Consider the following 14,107-nt stretch of genomic DNA (forward strand, 5'->3'; position numbering starts at 1 on the left):
ATTGTTTAGAGGCTGGTTTTCTGACATAAATAACCGCTTTTTTAGCTCTCATTCTATTTACTCACAAAATCTTCTTTTATTGACATTTTAGCCAGTAGCGATCGCCTGATTCTTGGATCACCAAAAGCGTGCAAGACCCTTTAAATGTGACCATTCTTCAAAAAAGTTTGACCCAGTAATTGGTTCTACTAAGCCATAAAGCCAAAGATAGTCATATTTATATTGATGTTCTCCAATAGGCTGTACTCCTTTACTTGTTATTTTCTTCCTTTCTATAGTGTGCAGTCCAAATCGGGACTCGTCTTGTACCCAATACCTAATTTCTTGATATTTATCCCGTTTATCTTGATGTAATAATAGTTCTTTCTTAATTATCTCTGGGATTTTTTTTTAAATTCAGCTTCAGCTTTAGTATCTTTTTTGACGTTAGTACGACGCGGAACTTTAAGTTTGGCTTTAAGTCGGTAACGTACTGTATCATGTACAACTTTATAGGTAACATCTAAATCATGAACTGTATATAGCCAGGTTTGTATTTCTTTATAACTGCTGAATCCTTCTTTTTCATTTAATTCATTAATCAAAGTTTGTTGAATTTCTGGAGGAATTTCTGGTTTTCTTCCTGAAGATTTATAAATCTCTAGCATTTCTGAAATCCCACCTTTTCTATATGAACTTAGCCATGGTGACACTGTAGTTCTGTGTTTTCCACTCAATGCCGACAAATGTCCAATAGTTTCAGCCAGGTTAGTTTTAATCCAATAAAGTGCCTGTATTCTTTCTTTCTTCTGAGAATTTCTTTCTTTTTTGAGTAACCTTGATAATGTTTCAATCGATTCGACAATTTCTATTTTAAGTTTTCCTGCCACTTTTAGTGTTTTTGTTGCTTTTTTCTAGTTAGCGATCGCTTGCTAGTATTTATAGCATACTTAAAGTTATTTGATATAATTCCTACCAGAGGAGCTTTACAGAATATAGAGGATGTTTTTAACTACGACAGTATTCCTCTAGGAATCACCCAGAGTGACATTTTGGCCTTTCTCAATTCTTTTGCCAACGCAGATGAAGAAAAACACCGTCAAGCAGAATCTCTTCGAGCAGTTATGCCGCTTTATGAATTTGAGATTAAAAGATAAATTGTTTTAACAATTACCTCATAATAATGATTACAAAAGTCACAAAACCCTTAGGCAGTGTCATAAAAGATTCGTAATTGAATATATCTTTAAACCATTGTGAATTATTATTTTTCTTAAAATATTTGAGATCGATGCTAACGATCTCATGTGCGTTGCTACAGAGGTAAGAATAGTTATTTGGTAGAAGGGTTTAAATAAAAAATCATGAATTGAAGCAGACTGCTTTTACTTAATCGAACTGACAAAATTAGATAATAATTGTAATCCATTGTCCGAAGACTTTTCTGGATGAAACTGTACTGCCATCAAATTATCGCGAGCGATCGCAGCTGTAACTGTTTGCGTGCCGTGAGTTACCGTAGCTGCTTTAATATTTTTATCTGCGGGATCGACATAGAAAGAATGGACGAAATAAAGATAGGGATTTTCGGGTAAATTTTCCCACAAAGGCAGTCGATCTTGAATTAAATCTAATTGATTCCAACCCATCTGAGGAATAGTAATATCGGGTTCTTTCTGGAAACGTTTTACTGTACCTTTGACAACTCCCAAACCCCTTTCCGTACCTTCTTCCGAACCTTCAAACAACAATTGCAAGCCCACACAAATACCCAAAAAAGGTTTTCCCGATGCGATCGCTTGTTTAATTACTGGTTCTAAATTTCGCTCTCGAATGTGGCGCATGGCAGGATCGAAAGCACCCACTCCAGGCAAAACCACCGCATCAGCGGCTAAAATCTCTTCCGAGTCGTAAGTAATTTTAGGTGTTGCACCAGCTTTTTCCAAACCCTTACAGGCAGAGTGCAAATTGCCCATATCATAATCAATTACCGCTACGTTAACCATACTTTTTAAATAAGGAGTTACAAGTTATAGGTTATATGTTATTGGTTAAACAAGGTTACAGGTTATTTGCCTAATTCTTTGGATCTGTTAGTTGCAGTCTTCACTGCTTCGATCAAAGCCGAACGAAAACCAAGACTTTCTAATTTAGCCACCCCTGCAATGGTAGTTCCTCCAGGGCTAGTGACTCGATCCTTTAATACTCCTGGGTGTTGTCCCGTTTCCTTTACTAAGGTAGCAGTACCCAAGACTGTCTGAGTCGCCAACTGTAAAGCGATCGCTCTAGGCAAACCCGAAGCCACTCCCCCATCTGCCAAGGCTTCGATCGCCAAAGCCACAAATGCAGGTCCCGAACCAGATAAACCCGTTACTCCATCCATCGCCGATTCTGAAACTTCGACTACTTCTCCTACGGCATTAAAAATAGAACGAGCTTGTTCTAAGTGCTTTGCTGTAGCTTTAGTCCCTGGAGCGATCGCTGTCATGCCCTGCCCTACCGTAGCGGGAGTATTAGGCATGACTCGAATTACTGGCTGCTGGGGAAACGCTGTTTCTAATTTAGCGATAGTCGTTCCCGCCAAGATTGAAATTACCGTGCTGCTGCCATTCGGTTCGATATTATCAGTCACCACCTCGAAGATTTGTGGCTTAACTGCTAGCAATATAATTTCCGCTGTCGATATAGCAGTCTGATTGTCTTGAGTAACTCTGACTCCATAATGTTCGACTAAATATTCTCTTCTTTCGGCTCTAGGTTCGCTGACTAACACGGTATTAGCAGCAAATACATTTTGTGCTAGGAGGCGAGATAAAATAGCTTCTGCCATTACCCCGCCACCAATGATACTGAGGCAAATACTATTAGATTCCATTACCTAATAATACTATTCAAGAACATTTATTCCTAACACATTATTGAGCGACTACGTTGGGTTGTTGTCCCCAAGCATCGGGAGTAGGTGCGGTGCGGCGCACGTGAGGTTCGGGAGTATGAACGTCTCTTAAAATGCCCGATAGACTGCTTACTTTTACCGAACTGGGAGTAAACAAGAAAATACTTTCTCCGACTCGTTCTTGATGACCATCCATAGCATAAGTCCCCCCTGCAATGAAGTCTACCGCTCTTTGGGCTTCATCGGGATTCATTACGTTTAAATTGAGTACTACGGATTTACGCTCGCGCAAAGCAATAATTACTTGAGGCATCTCTTCAAAAGAGTGAGGCTCGATAACTACCACTTCAGAATTTCCGTTAGTTAATCCTGGCATACCAATTACATTATTCATTTTCATTTCTTTACGACTGGGTTGATGGTTGCGATCGGAGGGAATTTTAGTTAATTCTGGCTGATTTTTTGGTGATTGAGAATCAACATAGCTGGATTCTTCTTGAGGATCGTATTCTGTATATTCATCTTCTTCGCTATCGTAATCAGTTTCAATCCCAAAAAATTCTTTTAGTGTGTCTAACATATTGCTGGCAATTCCTAATTAATTTACGACTTTAATTGGTGTTTTCAATATTTCTTGCAATTATTGCTCGGCGGTTAAATCTAATAAAAAACTGAAAATATTCAGATATCTTTAATTATTGAGTTATCTTTTTGTAGTTTCAATTGTTTAGATCGACAACACTGGCAATTTCATCCCCGATATTTTCGAGAAAGTGGCTGTTTTACAAGAAATATTTGTTTGGCGATTCAATTCTACTCTAACTACCCCCTAATTGGAGGTTCGGGAAAATCAGTTTCTTTATGTAATTTTAATTCTCTTGGTTTTTATTTAAAAAACTTTACATTGGTAATGTGTAAATCGCCACAGAATATATTTTAAATAGTTTTTTTTCTCTCACCAAAAATAGTCCTACCCAAACGAATCATGGTTGCCCCTGCTTTGATCGCCAATAAATAATCCCCAGACATTCCCATCGATAGTTCTTCCATAACCAGATGAGAATAATTTTCTTGCGCGATCGCCGTGGCTAAAGATTTAGTTGATTGAAAAGCATTGAGGGTTTCTTCTGGAGACAATCCTAGAGGCAAAATTGTCATTAATCCCTTAATTTTCAGAAATTTATAGCTATCCAATTCGGCTAAATCAGCGAATAATTCTGTCACAGACCAACCATATTTATTAGGATCTGGCAGAACCTTGACCTGGAGAAATACCTGGGGAGTACGATTTAATTCTCCCGCCAAATTATTCAATCTCTTGGCTAAAGCCAAACTGTCCACAGAATGAATCCAATCAAAATGTTCGATAATCTTTCTCGCCTTATTCTTTTGAATATGACCGATAAAATGCCAACGAATATCGGTTAAATCTTGAAGAGCTTCTTGCTTGCTCAATGCTTCTTGGAGGCGGTTTTCAGCAAAGTCTCGCACTCCCGATTCATAGGCAGTTCGCATAGATGCGATCGCTACTTGCTTGGTAACTGCTATTAGTTTGACGCGATCGGGAATTTGCTGCTGTATGAAGCTGATTGTCTGGGAGATAGACCCTGTCATCAAGTTAATTTAGATAAGATAAAAATTACAAAAAAGTACGCTTATAAATAGCCTGAAGTTGGCGATGTTTTTCCGTTTCTCGTTCTAAGACTAATTGTCTCATTAAACTTTCCATCGACATACGAGCATCCGTTCTACTAATGGGGTCAAAAGAAAGAGAATTCTCGCCAGTGGAGACGATAAAAAACAAACGTTGAGCGTATAAAGTAGTAAATAATTCTCGATCGTCCTTTAATAAGCATATTCTGTAGAGAAGCCCGAAGGTAGGATGATTTAGATAGAATTCATTTTGTTGATTATTCACTCTGAAGTTTTATTTAGCTAGACGCATAGAATATTTTAAAGATTATACTATTCACTCATCAAAGAATGAATGTTACTAAGATAATTAATTCCATAATCCATAATTTTTTTATTCAATAAATTTAAGTCCCAATTTAATATTTACATTTATAAGATGAATTTTCTGCAAAAAATCGCGTTGCGAAGCTATGCCGCCAGTCTGATCGCAATCTCTAGTAGTTCCATAGTTTTAATACAGCAAGTAGCTGTGGCTGCCCTAAATGCCAGGGAAATTAGTACCATTGCCAGAGACATTACGGTAAAAGTAATTCAAGCTCAAACGGGCAATAATGGCTCGGGAGTAATTATCGAGAATCAAGACAATGTTTATTCCGTCCTAACTAACTATCACGTTGCGGGGGAAGATGGAGTCTATCGCGTACAAACTCCCGATGGTGTTAAGCACCCAGTCGAATCGAAGCAAGATCTACCTGGTTTAGATTTGATGATTCTAACTTTTAAGAGTGACGATGAATATCAAGTCGCCGAATTAGGCAGATCTGAAGAAGTAGTTCCCCTACAAACAGTATTTGTAGCTGGTTTTCCTGCCATTCAAAACGATCTAGATCTAGTTTCTGGTCAGGTGAGAAGTATTCGAGAAGATATTTTAATTAATCCTGAAGAAGGAGAAGGCTATGCTTTAGTTTATTCCAATCAAACTTTGCCTGGAAGTAGCGGTGGTGCGGTTATCGATGAAGATGGTTTATTGGTAGCAATTAATGGGGAAACCGAACGAGATCCCACTACAGGAAGAGATATCAGTCGGGGTATTCCCATGGAGATTTTTCTTTCTGCAATGGAAGAACTAGAACGGGAAAATCAGTTAGCCGAAGCAGAACAAGAACGTATTGCCGAAGAGAAACGCTTGGCAGCGGAAGAAGCCAGACAAAGGGCGCAAGAAGCAGAAGAAATTCAAGCAGCAGAAGAAGAAGCCGAAAGAGAAAGATTGATAGCAGAACGAGAAGAACAAGCAGAAGCAAATCGAACTAGGGTGGCTGCTCTTCCTTCCGATCGCTTTCCTTCTAGTTATTTGCTAGCCCAAGACTTAGTCGGGCATCAAGATATAGTTCACAGCGTTGTTTTAAGCGACGATCGCACTAAGATAGTTACGGGTAGTTGGGATAATACGATTAAAGTTTGGAACGCTCAAACAGGCAAATTGGAGCAAACTTTAGTCGGACACAAGACTCTAGTTAACAGCGTGGCGATTAGCGCAGATGGGAACACTCTAGTTAGTGCCAGCGACGATACTACCCTCAAAGTTTGGAATTTACAAACAGGAGAATCGAGACAGACTCTCACTGGTCATAATGACGTAGTTAACAGCGTGGCGATGAGTTCTGACGGTCAAACTGCCATCAGTGCTAGCGACGACGAAACCATCAGGGTTTGGGATTTGTCAACTGGCAAGTCCCTTCTGACCCTTACAGGACATGAAGATTGGGTTAACAGCGTAGCGATTAGTTCTGACGGTCAAACTGCTATTAGCGGCAGCAGCGACGAAACAATTAAAGTCTGGGATCTCAATAGTGGCAGATTAGAAGAGACTTTTGTGGGTCATACCGATGTGGTAACCACCGTAGCAATTAGTCCCGATGGTTCGACGATTGTTAGCGGTAGCGATGACGAAACTGTAAGAATTTGGGATCGTCAAAGTTCGAGACTCAAACACACATTTGATTTAGATTCAGGATGGGTCAATAGCGTTGCCATCAGTCCCGATGGTACTAAAGTTGCCAGCGGTAATGACGACGGAACGATTAGAGTTTGGAGTTTACAAGACTATCGACCCTTGGCAGTGGTAGAAGGTCATGAGGATCTAGTCTCTAGCGTTGCCTTGAGTTCTAACGGTTCGACTATTGTTAGCGTCAGTGGCGACAAAACTCTCAAAATCTGGCAATTAGAGAATTGATTGGGGGAAATAACCTATAACTCTTTCTATAATGGTTTCGGGAGGTAAGGAAACATCGATGACTAAAGCATTTGTTGGTTCTTCTAAATCGGCAAATTGACTGGTTAACAAGTCGGCTTTCATGAAATGTCCTTGACGCTGTTCGATTCGAGAACGAATGCAGTCATAATCCCCTTGGAGATAGACAAAGATAACTCGCGGATCGTGATTTTTTAAGATCGAACGATATTGCTCTTTCAGTGCCGAACAAGCTAAGACTCCCGATTCTCCCCCTTCTAATTTGTTGGCGATTAATTGTTGTAGTTCTTGCAACCAAGGTAGGCGATCGCGATCGCCCAAAGGTATACCTCGATCTATTTTGGCAATATTACTTGGAGGATGAAAATCATCTGCATCGTAAAAATTGCAATTCAGGCGATCGCTCAGTATTTTACCCACCGTTGATTTGCCCGATCCCGATACTCCCATAACTATGTAAAATATGTTACTTGTCATTCTTCCTCTTGCCATGGTTGAGGTTTCTCTGCTGCTTTAAATTGTGGTTTGGGCTTAGGTTTGGGGAATGGGACTAATTCTAACTGTCTGTAGTTAGATTCGGCTTCTCCTCGACGACGTTCGGAAGTTCTTTCTTCGCTAGTATTTTCTGTAACTACTTCGTAGAGAATGGCTTGCTTGTTGCTGGTATTTCCTTTGCGCAATACTCTACCCAATCTTTGGATATATTCTCTAGTCGAACCCGTACCCGATAAAATAATCGCAATGCGAGCATCGGGAACATCCACCCCTTCGTTGAGTACGTGGGAAGCGACGAGGGTTTTATATTCTCCCGCTTTAAAACTCTTAAGAATGGTGTGCCTTTCTTTAACTGGGGTTTGGTAAGTTATGGCAGGAATGAGAAATTGCTGGGAAATGCGATAGACAGTGGCATTATCGTTGGTGAAAATCAGAATCCTTTCTCTCTCATGTTTGCCGATCAAGTCCACCAGCAAGCGTAATTTGGCATCCGTTCCTTGAGAAATTTCTTTTGACTGCCGATGAGCTAACATAGCTTTTCTGCCTTGAGGCGAACGCGCGCTAGCTTTAACAAATAGCTGCCATCCATCTAAACTGCCCAAAGAGATATTCGAGTCGCGCAAAAATTTATTGCGCGTGGCGATCGCTTGATTATATTTTTCTTGTTCTTCGTCGGATAGTTTTACTCTAATTTGAATTACCTTATGACCTGCTAAGGTCTTGCCAGATAATTCTTCGGGAGTTTTGCGATAAACAATTTTACCGATTAAAGTATCTAGATGGCGGTGAGTGCCGTCGCTGCGTTCGGGGGTGGCAGTCAAACCGAGGCGATAGGGGGCGATCGCATATTCGGCAATGACTTTAAAAAAGTCGGTGGGTAGATGGTGACATTCATCGAAAATTTGCAAGGCGTAGCGGTTGCCTAGGGTTTCCGCATGGATCGCAGCACTGTTGTAGGTAGCAATCAAAATTGGGGTGCGATCGCGCGAACCTCCCCCTAACAATCCTACTTCGGTATTGGGAAAGGCTTTTTCTATCTGGGCGTACCACTGGTGCATCAAGTCTAAAGTAGGTACGACGATTAAAGTAGTGCGGGGGGTAGCCTCCATCGCTAGTTGGGCTAAATAAGTTTTTCCCGCAGCGGTAGGCAAGACTACTACTCCCTGTCTGCCTGATTGCTTCCAGGCTTGCAAGGCTTCTCCTTGATGGGGATAGGGTTCGTATTGCTTGACGGCTTTTAGTTCTAAGTTGTAAAATTCTCTTGCTTCGTCAATAATGCTTTTATCGTCTGCTTTTAACGCTTCAATTAAAGGACGATAATAGAGGGCGGGAATGCGAAATTTCTCCACGCGATCGTCCCAAGTAGCATAATCTAACCAAGCCCTGCCTTTTGGGGGAGGATGCAAAATTAAAGTTCCACGGTCAAATTTTAATTTAGGCGATCGAGCCATAGGAAAATGTTAAATAGTAGATTTTGAATTTTGGGATTGGGCGATCGACAAATCGACCATAAATTTTAATACCGTGCGGGTAATGAAAGTTGTTTTTACCTATGTTTATTCAAAATCCTATCAATTTTTCGTTCTATATATCAAATCATGCTTAAATTTAATTTTGATATTTGTTTTTAATAATTAATCTTTTTTTTTAGAAATCTGTAAAAATAAAAGTTTTAATTTTGAATTATGTAGTAAAACTGAAATAAATATTTTTTTACAACTGTTAATAAAAACCAATTTGAAATTATTTTTTTAAAGAAAATATATTTTTAAATTAATTGCTACTAGAAATAATAAGTAGCGAATATTTATTATCAACAATACTATAAGAATAATTGTCGAGATATTTATCTTAAATAGCTACTATTTACTTATAATTAATTTTGGACTTAGAGAATCTTCAGAAAAAATTACAATGAGCAAAATTTTAGTTACTGGTGGCGCGGGTTATATTGGTTCTCATACGGTCAAAAAATTAGGCGAAGCAGGCTATGAAGTTGTGGTTTATGACAACCTTTCTACAGGCTCAAACAATGCTGTTTTATATGGCGAACTCGTTCGAGGAGAACTTAAAGATACCGAACATTTAGCCAAAGTTTTTGCCCAACATCAATTTGATGCAATATTGCATTTTGCGGCTAGCATTTCCGTACCAGAATCTTTAGAAAAACCACTACTTTATTACCACAACAATACTTGTAATGTAGTCAATTTATTACGTTGCTGCGAAACTTATGGTGTCAATCAATTTGTTTTTTCTAGTACCGCAGCAGTATACGGTGAAGTTAAAGAATCTCCAGTCACAGAAACTTCTCCTACCGTTCCGATCAATCCTTATGGCAAATCAAAGTTAATGAGCGAAAATATTATTCGCGATTATGCTGCTGCTTCAGATCTTAAATATGTTATATTGCGCTATTTCAACGTAGCGGGAGCAGATAGTTCGGGAAAAATCGGTCAGATGGGAAAAAAAGCCGCTCACTTGATTAAAGTCGGTTGCGATGCAGCTTTAGGAATTCGTCCTTCTGCCAGTATTTTTGGGACTGATTATCCTACACCTGATGGTACGGGGATTAGAGACTATATTCATGTAGAAGATTTGGCTACCGCTCATGTAGATGCTTTGAGATATTTAGCCAAAAAATCTACCAGCCAAATTCTTAACTGCGGATACGGTAATGGCTACAGCGTCAGAGAAGTCTTAGCAAAAATTAAAGAAATTTCAGGAATAGACTTTACGATCCTCGAAACTCCCCGAAGAAAAGGCGATCCTGCTTGTGTTATAGCTTCAGGAGACAAAATTCGCGAGATTATTGGCTGGCAACCAAAACATAATTCTCTGGACGAAATTGTGAGTTCTGCTTTAGCTTGGGAAAAGAAAAAATTAAACTTACCAGATTTAGTGTAATCTAAATTACTTTAGAGATTAAAACAATAATTAAATAAATAATTATTTGAGAGGAGTATTCTACAAACATTCAAATTGATTGTTGTGTCCTAATAATATATGTCTGCTAAAAACTATTCTCATTATCAATTAACTACCTCAACTTCCTGGCTAAGAAAGATTGTAATTAAAAATTTCTTTAAGCAAATAAATTTATCTACAATCATAGGAGCAGTCGCCACAACTTTATTTTTTTCTCAAAATGTTCTTGCCCAATCTTTTAGGGGATATTGTATTTCTCTTCCAGAAAAAAAAAATGTAGCAGAACAAGCAGAACAAATGTTAGTAGAAAGCGAAACTTATGATGAAGCAATTATAGTGACGAGAAAAGGTCATAAATATACTATTTCTCTTGATGAGACAAACAGCAGAGAATTAATCCTAAAACAAGAAGGAAAAAAAATCGAGCTTGATCGCATGACTCTTTCTCCTGAAGAAGGAAGGATCGGGAAGATTGTTTTGGGTCAAGATGATTGGTTGTGGATAGATCGTCCTGCCCTCGACTACATCATGAAGGTGAATTTTTCTCAAACCGCAGCTTATTTCGATCCTCCTATTAAGCTACCAGAACTTGTCGATCGACCTTGTAATTTCATCATAAGCTTATGGCAAAAATGTCGGAGGGGACAATATAACTATAGTGCTTCGTTGAATCGGGTTTTTATTAGTGGTTATCCTAAAAAATCTTGGGGAAAACAAAAATATATCCACTCTGAATTTATTTCAGGAGAAGAAGAAGCAGTCCCAGAACTATTAGAAAAAGCTGTTTTTATTGCAGATATTCCCCAATGGAAAGGAGTCTTATTTAGGGATATTACAGGGGAAGCCCTTTTTTATGATGGTACAACTGTCATCAATATTTCCGAAGATTTTTTAGAGCTAAATAATAGCGAAAATTTTCAAGACTGGGAAATCAGAAAAACTGCTAGTGGCAGGACTTTTCTGGGTAAATTTGCCAGTCGAACGGAAGAAGATGCCTTATTTTTAATGGAGTTAACAGTTGAACCAGGTTTAAAGCCCATTTATTTACCTGAAGATTTAAAATCTCACTGGTTAGAAGTATTTAGTTTCTCTGAAGATCCTCAGGCAACTTTGTGGATTTTATCCAGAAGAGTTATTTTGTCAGAGGTAGATCGTAGAATCCAAACTTTAGTTGCATTGCCCAGTTTTTCAGTTATTCAAAAGCTTAAAATAGAGGAACTGGAAGAATTAAAAGAATCGAATGATAGTAGAATTACATTCTCAGTCAAACAACAAGACAGCAGCTTGGTTACGGACTATGTATTAGAAGAAGTACCTGCTGACTCTTCTAATTGTGAAATAATCTTAGATCTCGAACAACCGATAATTCTCAAAACAGCAGAATAATTTATATTTATCCCACATTCAGCAGCCCTATAGATTAAGCACGAAAGAAACATAGATTCAAGATTGGGAGCATTGCTCAGAAGTAGCTAATTATCCAGCAATCTTGAGCAGCAAATAAATACAATTGAATTCCTACAGAACTTTGACTCTATATGTGACTAGAGATGAAGCAGCCTCTCTTTTTCTCAACGGCGAACCAGAAACAGCAAGGTTGATTTTGAGAGATTTAGTCAATGCCACTATCGGGTTTGAAGAACTAGCACTCCAAACTTCTTTGCCAAGTAAAAGTCTGCACAGAATGCTATCAGCTAAAGGTAATCCTATGATGAATTAAAGAAACTTTTGACTTCTGACTTTCAAATAAACAGACTTGGAGAAATCTTAAAATATTCCCCCAACTTTTTGGCTTGCTCTTTACTAATTGCCCTTTTACCATTAACAATTGCTGAAATTAATCCTTTTGAGGGGCTAACGATTCCTACTAAATCCGATTGTTTAGTATGACTAACTTCTAGAAGATGCTGCAAAATTTCGTGAGGTGGAAGATTTTGCCATTCTTTAAGATTGTAGTTAGTTTCTTCGTAATCTTCGATCAACTTTACGAGCAAGCGAAGCAAAGCAGTTTCTTCAGGAGAACGATGCTTTTTTTTGGCAATCAATTTTTCCGCTACCGCCAGATTTTGTTCGTATTCTGTTTCTGTTTCGATAACTTTAGGAATTAACTTTACTTCATCCAAAAGCTTGAGATAATTTTCTCGATTAATAGTAAGAGTCATTTTTCCATTTCCCCTTGTCGTACTCAGCGTGAGTCAAAAAATATTTGAAATAAGCAACCTGTTCTTCGTAGTCTATATCAAGAATCAAGCGATATTTATTCCCCTTAATATTGAACACAGTAAAGTTGCCTACTGCTTCAGCATCTCGATAAATCTGCTGTACGTCAATTAAACTCTGCCATTGTGCTTGCTCGATTGTTTTGCAGAATGCCTTAATTGTATTGGTAACATCTGGATATTTGGATGCAGCTTTCTTGAGCTTCCCAGCCGAAATTAGGTGCATTTAGATAGATCGCGAACCTGGTTTTCATTTTGAAAACTTATTTATGATGTTCGCATATTGAAAACTCGTTGTCAATCTCTACAAGTTCAACCTATATTTTCAATCTTAACTCTGGGTAATCTAAAAGTGATATGTATTGTTGCTTCTAACTTTTAACTTTTGACTTCTGACTTTAAAAATGAAACGTTGTAACTCACCGCATTGCTGGTTTTTTTCGCTCCAGTATTTTAGAAGTAGCAGGTGAAGCACTCGAAAAACTAGACGGAACGATTAGAGTAGTTTGTAATTCCGATCTTTCGCTACAGGATGTAGAAACCGCCAAAGCTGCCCAACAAGCAATCCGCCGTTCTTGGTGTGCTGGCGAACCTGAAAAGTTACCAGAACTGTCTCATTCTCGTTTTGCTAGACTATTCAAATTTCTCTCTCAAGGCAAAATGCAGGTGCGAGTACTACCCGATGAGGTATTTGGACTGATACACGGTAAGGCAGGAGTTATAACCTACGCTGACGATAGTAAAACTAGTTTTTTAGGTAGTGCCAATGAAAGTAAAACCGCCTGGAAGTTAAATTACGAACTGGTCTGGGAAGATGAAAGCAAAGATTCGATTATCTGGGTGCAGGAAGAATTTGACGCTTTATGGCATCACCCCCAAGCCGTACCTTTGGCAGACTTCGTAGTCAAAGACATTAACCGCATCGCCCACCGCGTAGAAATCGATCGCCAAAAGTGGTTAGCAGAACCAAACCCCGATCCCGCATCGGCAATTGTCGAAACTCCTATCTACAGACAAGAACTGGGTTTATGGGCGCATCAAAAGTTCTTCATCAAGAAAGCCTTTGAAAACCATCTTCAAGGTGGTGCGCGTTATATCCTCGCGGATCAAGTTGGTTTAGGCAAAACAGTACAGCTTGCCGTCTCAGGGCTGCTAATGGCTTTACATGGAGATAAACCCGTGTTGGTAATCGCTCCCAAACCTTTGGTCTTGCAGTGGCAGGGAGAATTAAAAGATTTAGTTGGCATCCCTTCGGCAATTTGGAATGGTCGCTGCTGGATCGATGAAAACGGTTTGGAATATCCCTCAAAAGGCGCAGAATCAATCAAAAACTGTCCCCGTCGCATTGGTATTATCTCACAAGGTTTAATTACCTCTGGTTCGGAAATCATCGACTTTCTGTTAGCCATGAAATACGAATGTGTCATTGTAGATGAGGCGCATCGAGCCAGAAGAAAGAAAATTAACGACAATAGCCCTAACGAACCGCCCGATCCTAATAATTTGATGCGATTTCTATATGAAATAAGCGATCGCACTAAAAGCATGATTTTGGCTACCGCAACTCCAGTACAACTTCATCCTATTGAAGCTTGGGATATGCTCGATATTTTAAGCAGAGGCAGCGATCGCGTTTTTGGTAATGCCTGGAGTAACTGGCGTAGAGCTTCAGAAGTAATTCCTATCGTAATGGGAGAAGAATCG

The 14,107-nt window shown here is 39.0% G+C and carries 15 protein-coding genes and 1 pseudogene; 6 read left to right on the plus strand and 10 right to left on the minus strand.

Annotated features, from left to right (window positions below; genetic code table 11):
- Positions 1-371: 371 nt before the first annotated feature.
- Complete coding sequence (locus tag AC33VI_RS06900; RefSeq protein ID WP_491781529.1) at positions 372-869, minus strand: helix-turn-helix domain-containing protein; 498 nt, start codon at positions 867-869, stop codon at positions 372-374.
- Positions 870-908: 39 nt separating this feature from the next.
- On the opposite strand from AC33VI_RS06900, the gene AC33VI_RS06905 reads away from it, so the two are divergent.
- Positions 909-1,136, plus strand: a complete 228-nt coding sequence (locus AC33VI_RS06905) for a hypothetical protein (RefSeq protein ID WP_491781530.1) — start codon at positions 909-911, stop codon at positions 1,134-1,136.
- Between the two features lie 228 nt (positions 1,137-1,364).
- On the opposite strand, the gene hisH is transcribed toward AC33VI_RS06905, so the two are convergent.
- From hisH to AC33VI_RS06930, 5 genes are all read right to left on the minus strand, one after another.
- Positions 1,365-1,985, minus strand: a complete 621-nt coding sequence (hisH, locus tag AC33VI_RS06910; protein WP_491781531.1) for an imidazole glycerol phosphate synthase subunit HisH — start codon at positions 1,983-1,985, stop codon at positions 1,365-1,367.
- 62 nt (positions 1,986-2,047) lie between these two features.
- Entirely contained in the window at positions 2,048-2,854 is an 807-nt protein-coding gene (gene proC, locus AC33VI_RS06915; RefSeq protein WP_491781532.1) for a pyrroline-5-carboxylate reductase, read from the minus strand.
- 40 nt (positions 2,855-2,894) lie between these two features.
- Complete coding sequence (locus AC33VI_RS06920; protein WP_491781533.1) at positions 2,895-3,455, minus strand: cell division protein SepF; 561 nt, start codon at positions 3,453-3,455, stop codon at positions 2,895-2,897.
- A 356-nt stretch (positions 3,456-3,811) separates the two neighbouring features.
- Positions 3,812-4,489 carry a YggS family pyridoxal phosphate-dependent enzyme gene (locus AC33VI_RS06925; protein WP_491781534.1) on the minus strand — a complete coding sequence of 226 codons (678 nt, stop codon included), beginning with the start codon at positions 4,487-4,489 and terminating at the stop codon, positions 3,812-3,814.
- 25 nt (positions 4,490-4,514) lie between these two features.
- Positions 4,515-4,793 (minus strand): PipX family protein, encoded by a 279-nt coding sequence (locus tag AC33VI_RS06930; protein WP_491781535.1) that lies wholly within the window; start codon positions 4,791-4,793, stop codon positions 4,515-4,517.
- A gap of 153 nt (positions 4,794-4,946) precedes the next feature.
- Here AC33VI_RS06930 and AC33VI_RS06935 point away from each other — a divergent pair, with 153 nt between their 5' ends.
- Positions 4,947-6,743, plus strand: a complete 1,797-nt coding sequence (locus AC33VI_RS06935) for a trypsin-like peptidase domain-containing protein (RefSeq protein ID WP_491781536.1) — start codon at positions 4,947-4,949, stop codon at positions 6,741-6,743.
- Here AC33VI_RS06935 and AC33VI_RS06940 read toward each other — a convergent pair.
- Both AC33VI_RS06940 and AC33VI_RS06945 read right to left on the minus strand, forming a co-directional pair.
- Positions 6,732-7,238, minus strand: coding sequence for a gluconokinase (locus AC33VI_RS06940; RefSeq protein WP_491781537.1), 507 nt, complete (start codon positions 7,236-7,238; stop codon positions 6,732-6,734). The genes AC33VI_RS06935 and AC33VI_RS06940 overlap by 12 nt on opposite strands.
- Complete coding sequence (locus AC33VI_RS06945; RefSeq protein WP_491781538.1) at positions 7,235-8,707, minus strand: DEAD/DEAH box helicase; 1,473 nt, start codon at positions 8,705-8,707, stop codon at positions 7,235-7,237. The genes AC33VI_RS06940 and AC33VI_RS06945 overlap by 4 nt, the downstream gene beginning before the upstream one ends.
- 463 nt (positions 8,708-9,170) lie before the next feature.
- On the opposite strand from AC33VI_RS06945, the gene galE reads away from it, so the two are divergent.
- The 3 genes and pseudogenes from galE to AC33VI_RS06960 all read left to right on the plus strand — a co-directional run.
- Positions 9,171-10,163, plus strand: coding sequence for a UDP-glucose 4-epimerase GalE (gene galE / locus AC33VI_RS06950; protein ID WP_491781539.1), 993 nt, complete (start codon positions 9,171-9,173; stop codon positions 10,161-10,163).
- A gap of 99 nt (positions 10,164-10,262) precedes the next feature.
- Positions 10,263-11,570, plus strand: a complete 1,308-nt coding sequence (locus AC33VI_RS06955; RefSeq protein WP_491781540.1) for a hypothetical protein — start codon at positions 10,263-10,265, stop codon at positions 11,568-11,570.
- Between the two features lie 163 nt (positions 11,571-11,733).
- Positions 11,734-11,901, plus strand: a pseudogene (locus AC33VI_RS06960) (helix-turn-helix domain-containing transcriptional regulator); the annotation flags it as partial.
- A gap of 25 nt (positions 11,902-11,926) precedes the next feature.
- On the opposite strand, the gene AC33VI_RS06965 reads toward AC33VI_RS06960, so the two are convergent.
- Both AC33VI_RS06965 and AC33VI_RS06970 read right to left on the minus strand, forming a co-directional pair.
- Entirely contained in the window at positions 11,927-12,346 is a 420-nt protein-coding gene (locus AC33VI_RS06965; RefSeq protein ID WP_491781541.1) for a helix-turn-helix domain-containing protein, read from the minus strand.
- Positions 12,330-12,629 carry a type II toxin-antitoxin system HigB family toxin gene (locus AC33VI_RS06970; RefSeq protein ID WP_491781542.1) on the minus strand — a complete coding sequence of 100 codons (300 nt, stop codon included), beginning with the start codon at positions 12,627-12,629 and terminating at the stop codon, positions 12,330-12,332. Before AC33VI_RS06970 ends, AC33VI_RS06965 begins: the two co-directional genes overlap by 17 nt.
- A 269-nt stretch (positions 12,630-12,898) precedes the next feature.
- Here AC33VI_RS06970 and AC33VI_RS06975 point away from each other — a divergent pair.
- A partial coding sequence (locus AC33VI_RS06975) for a phospholipase D-like domain-containing protein (RefSeq protein WP_491781543.1) occupies positions 12,899-14,107 on the plus strand: 1,209 nt, incomplete at its 3' end.

The sequence above is a fragment of the Waterburya sp. genome, from assembly GCF_058530065.1.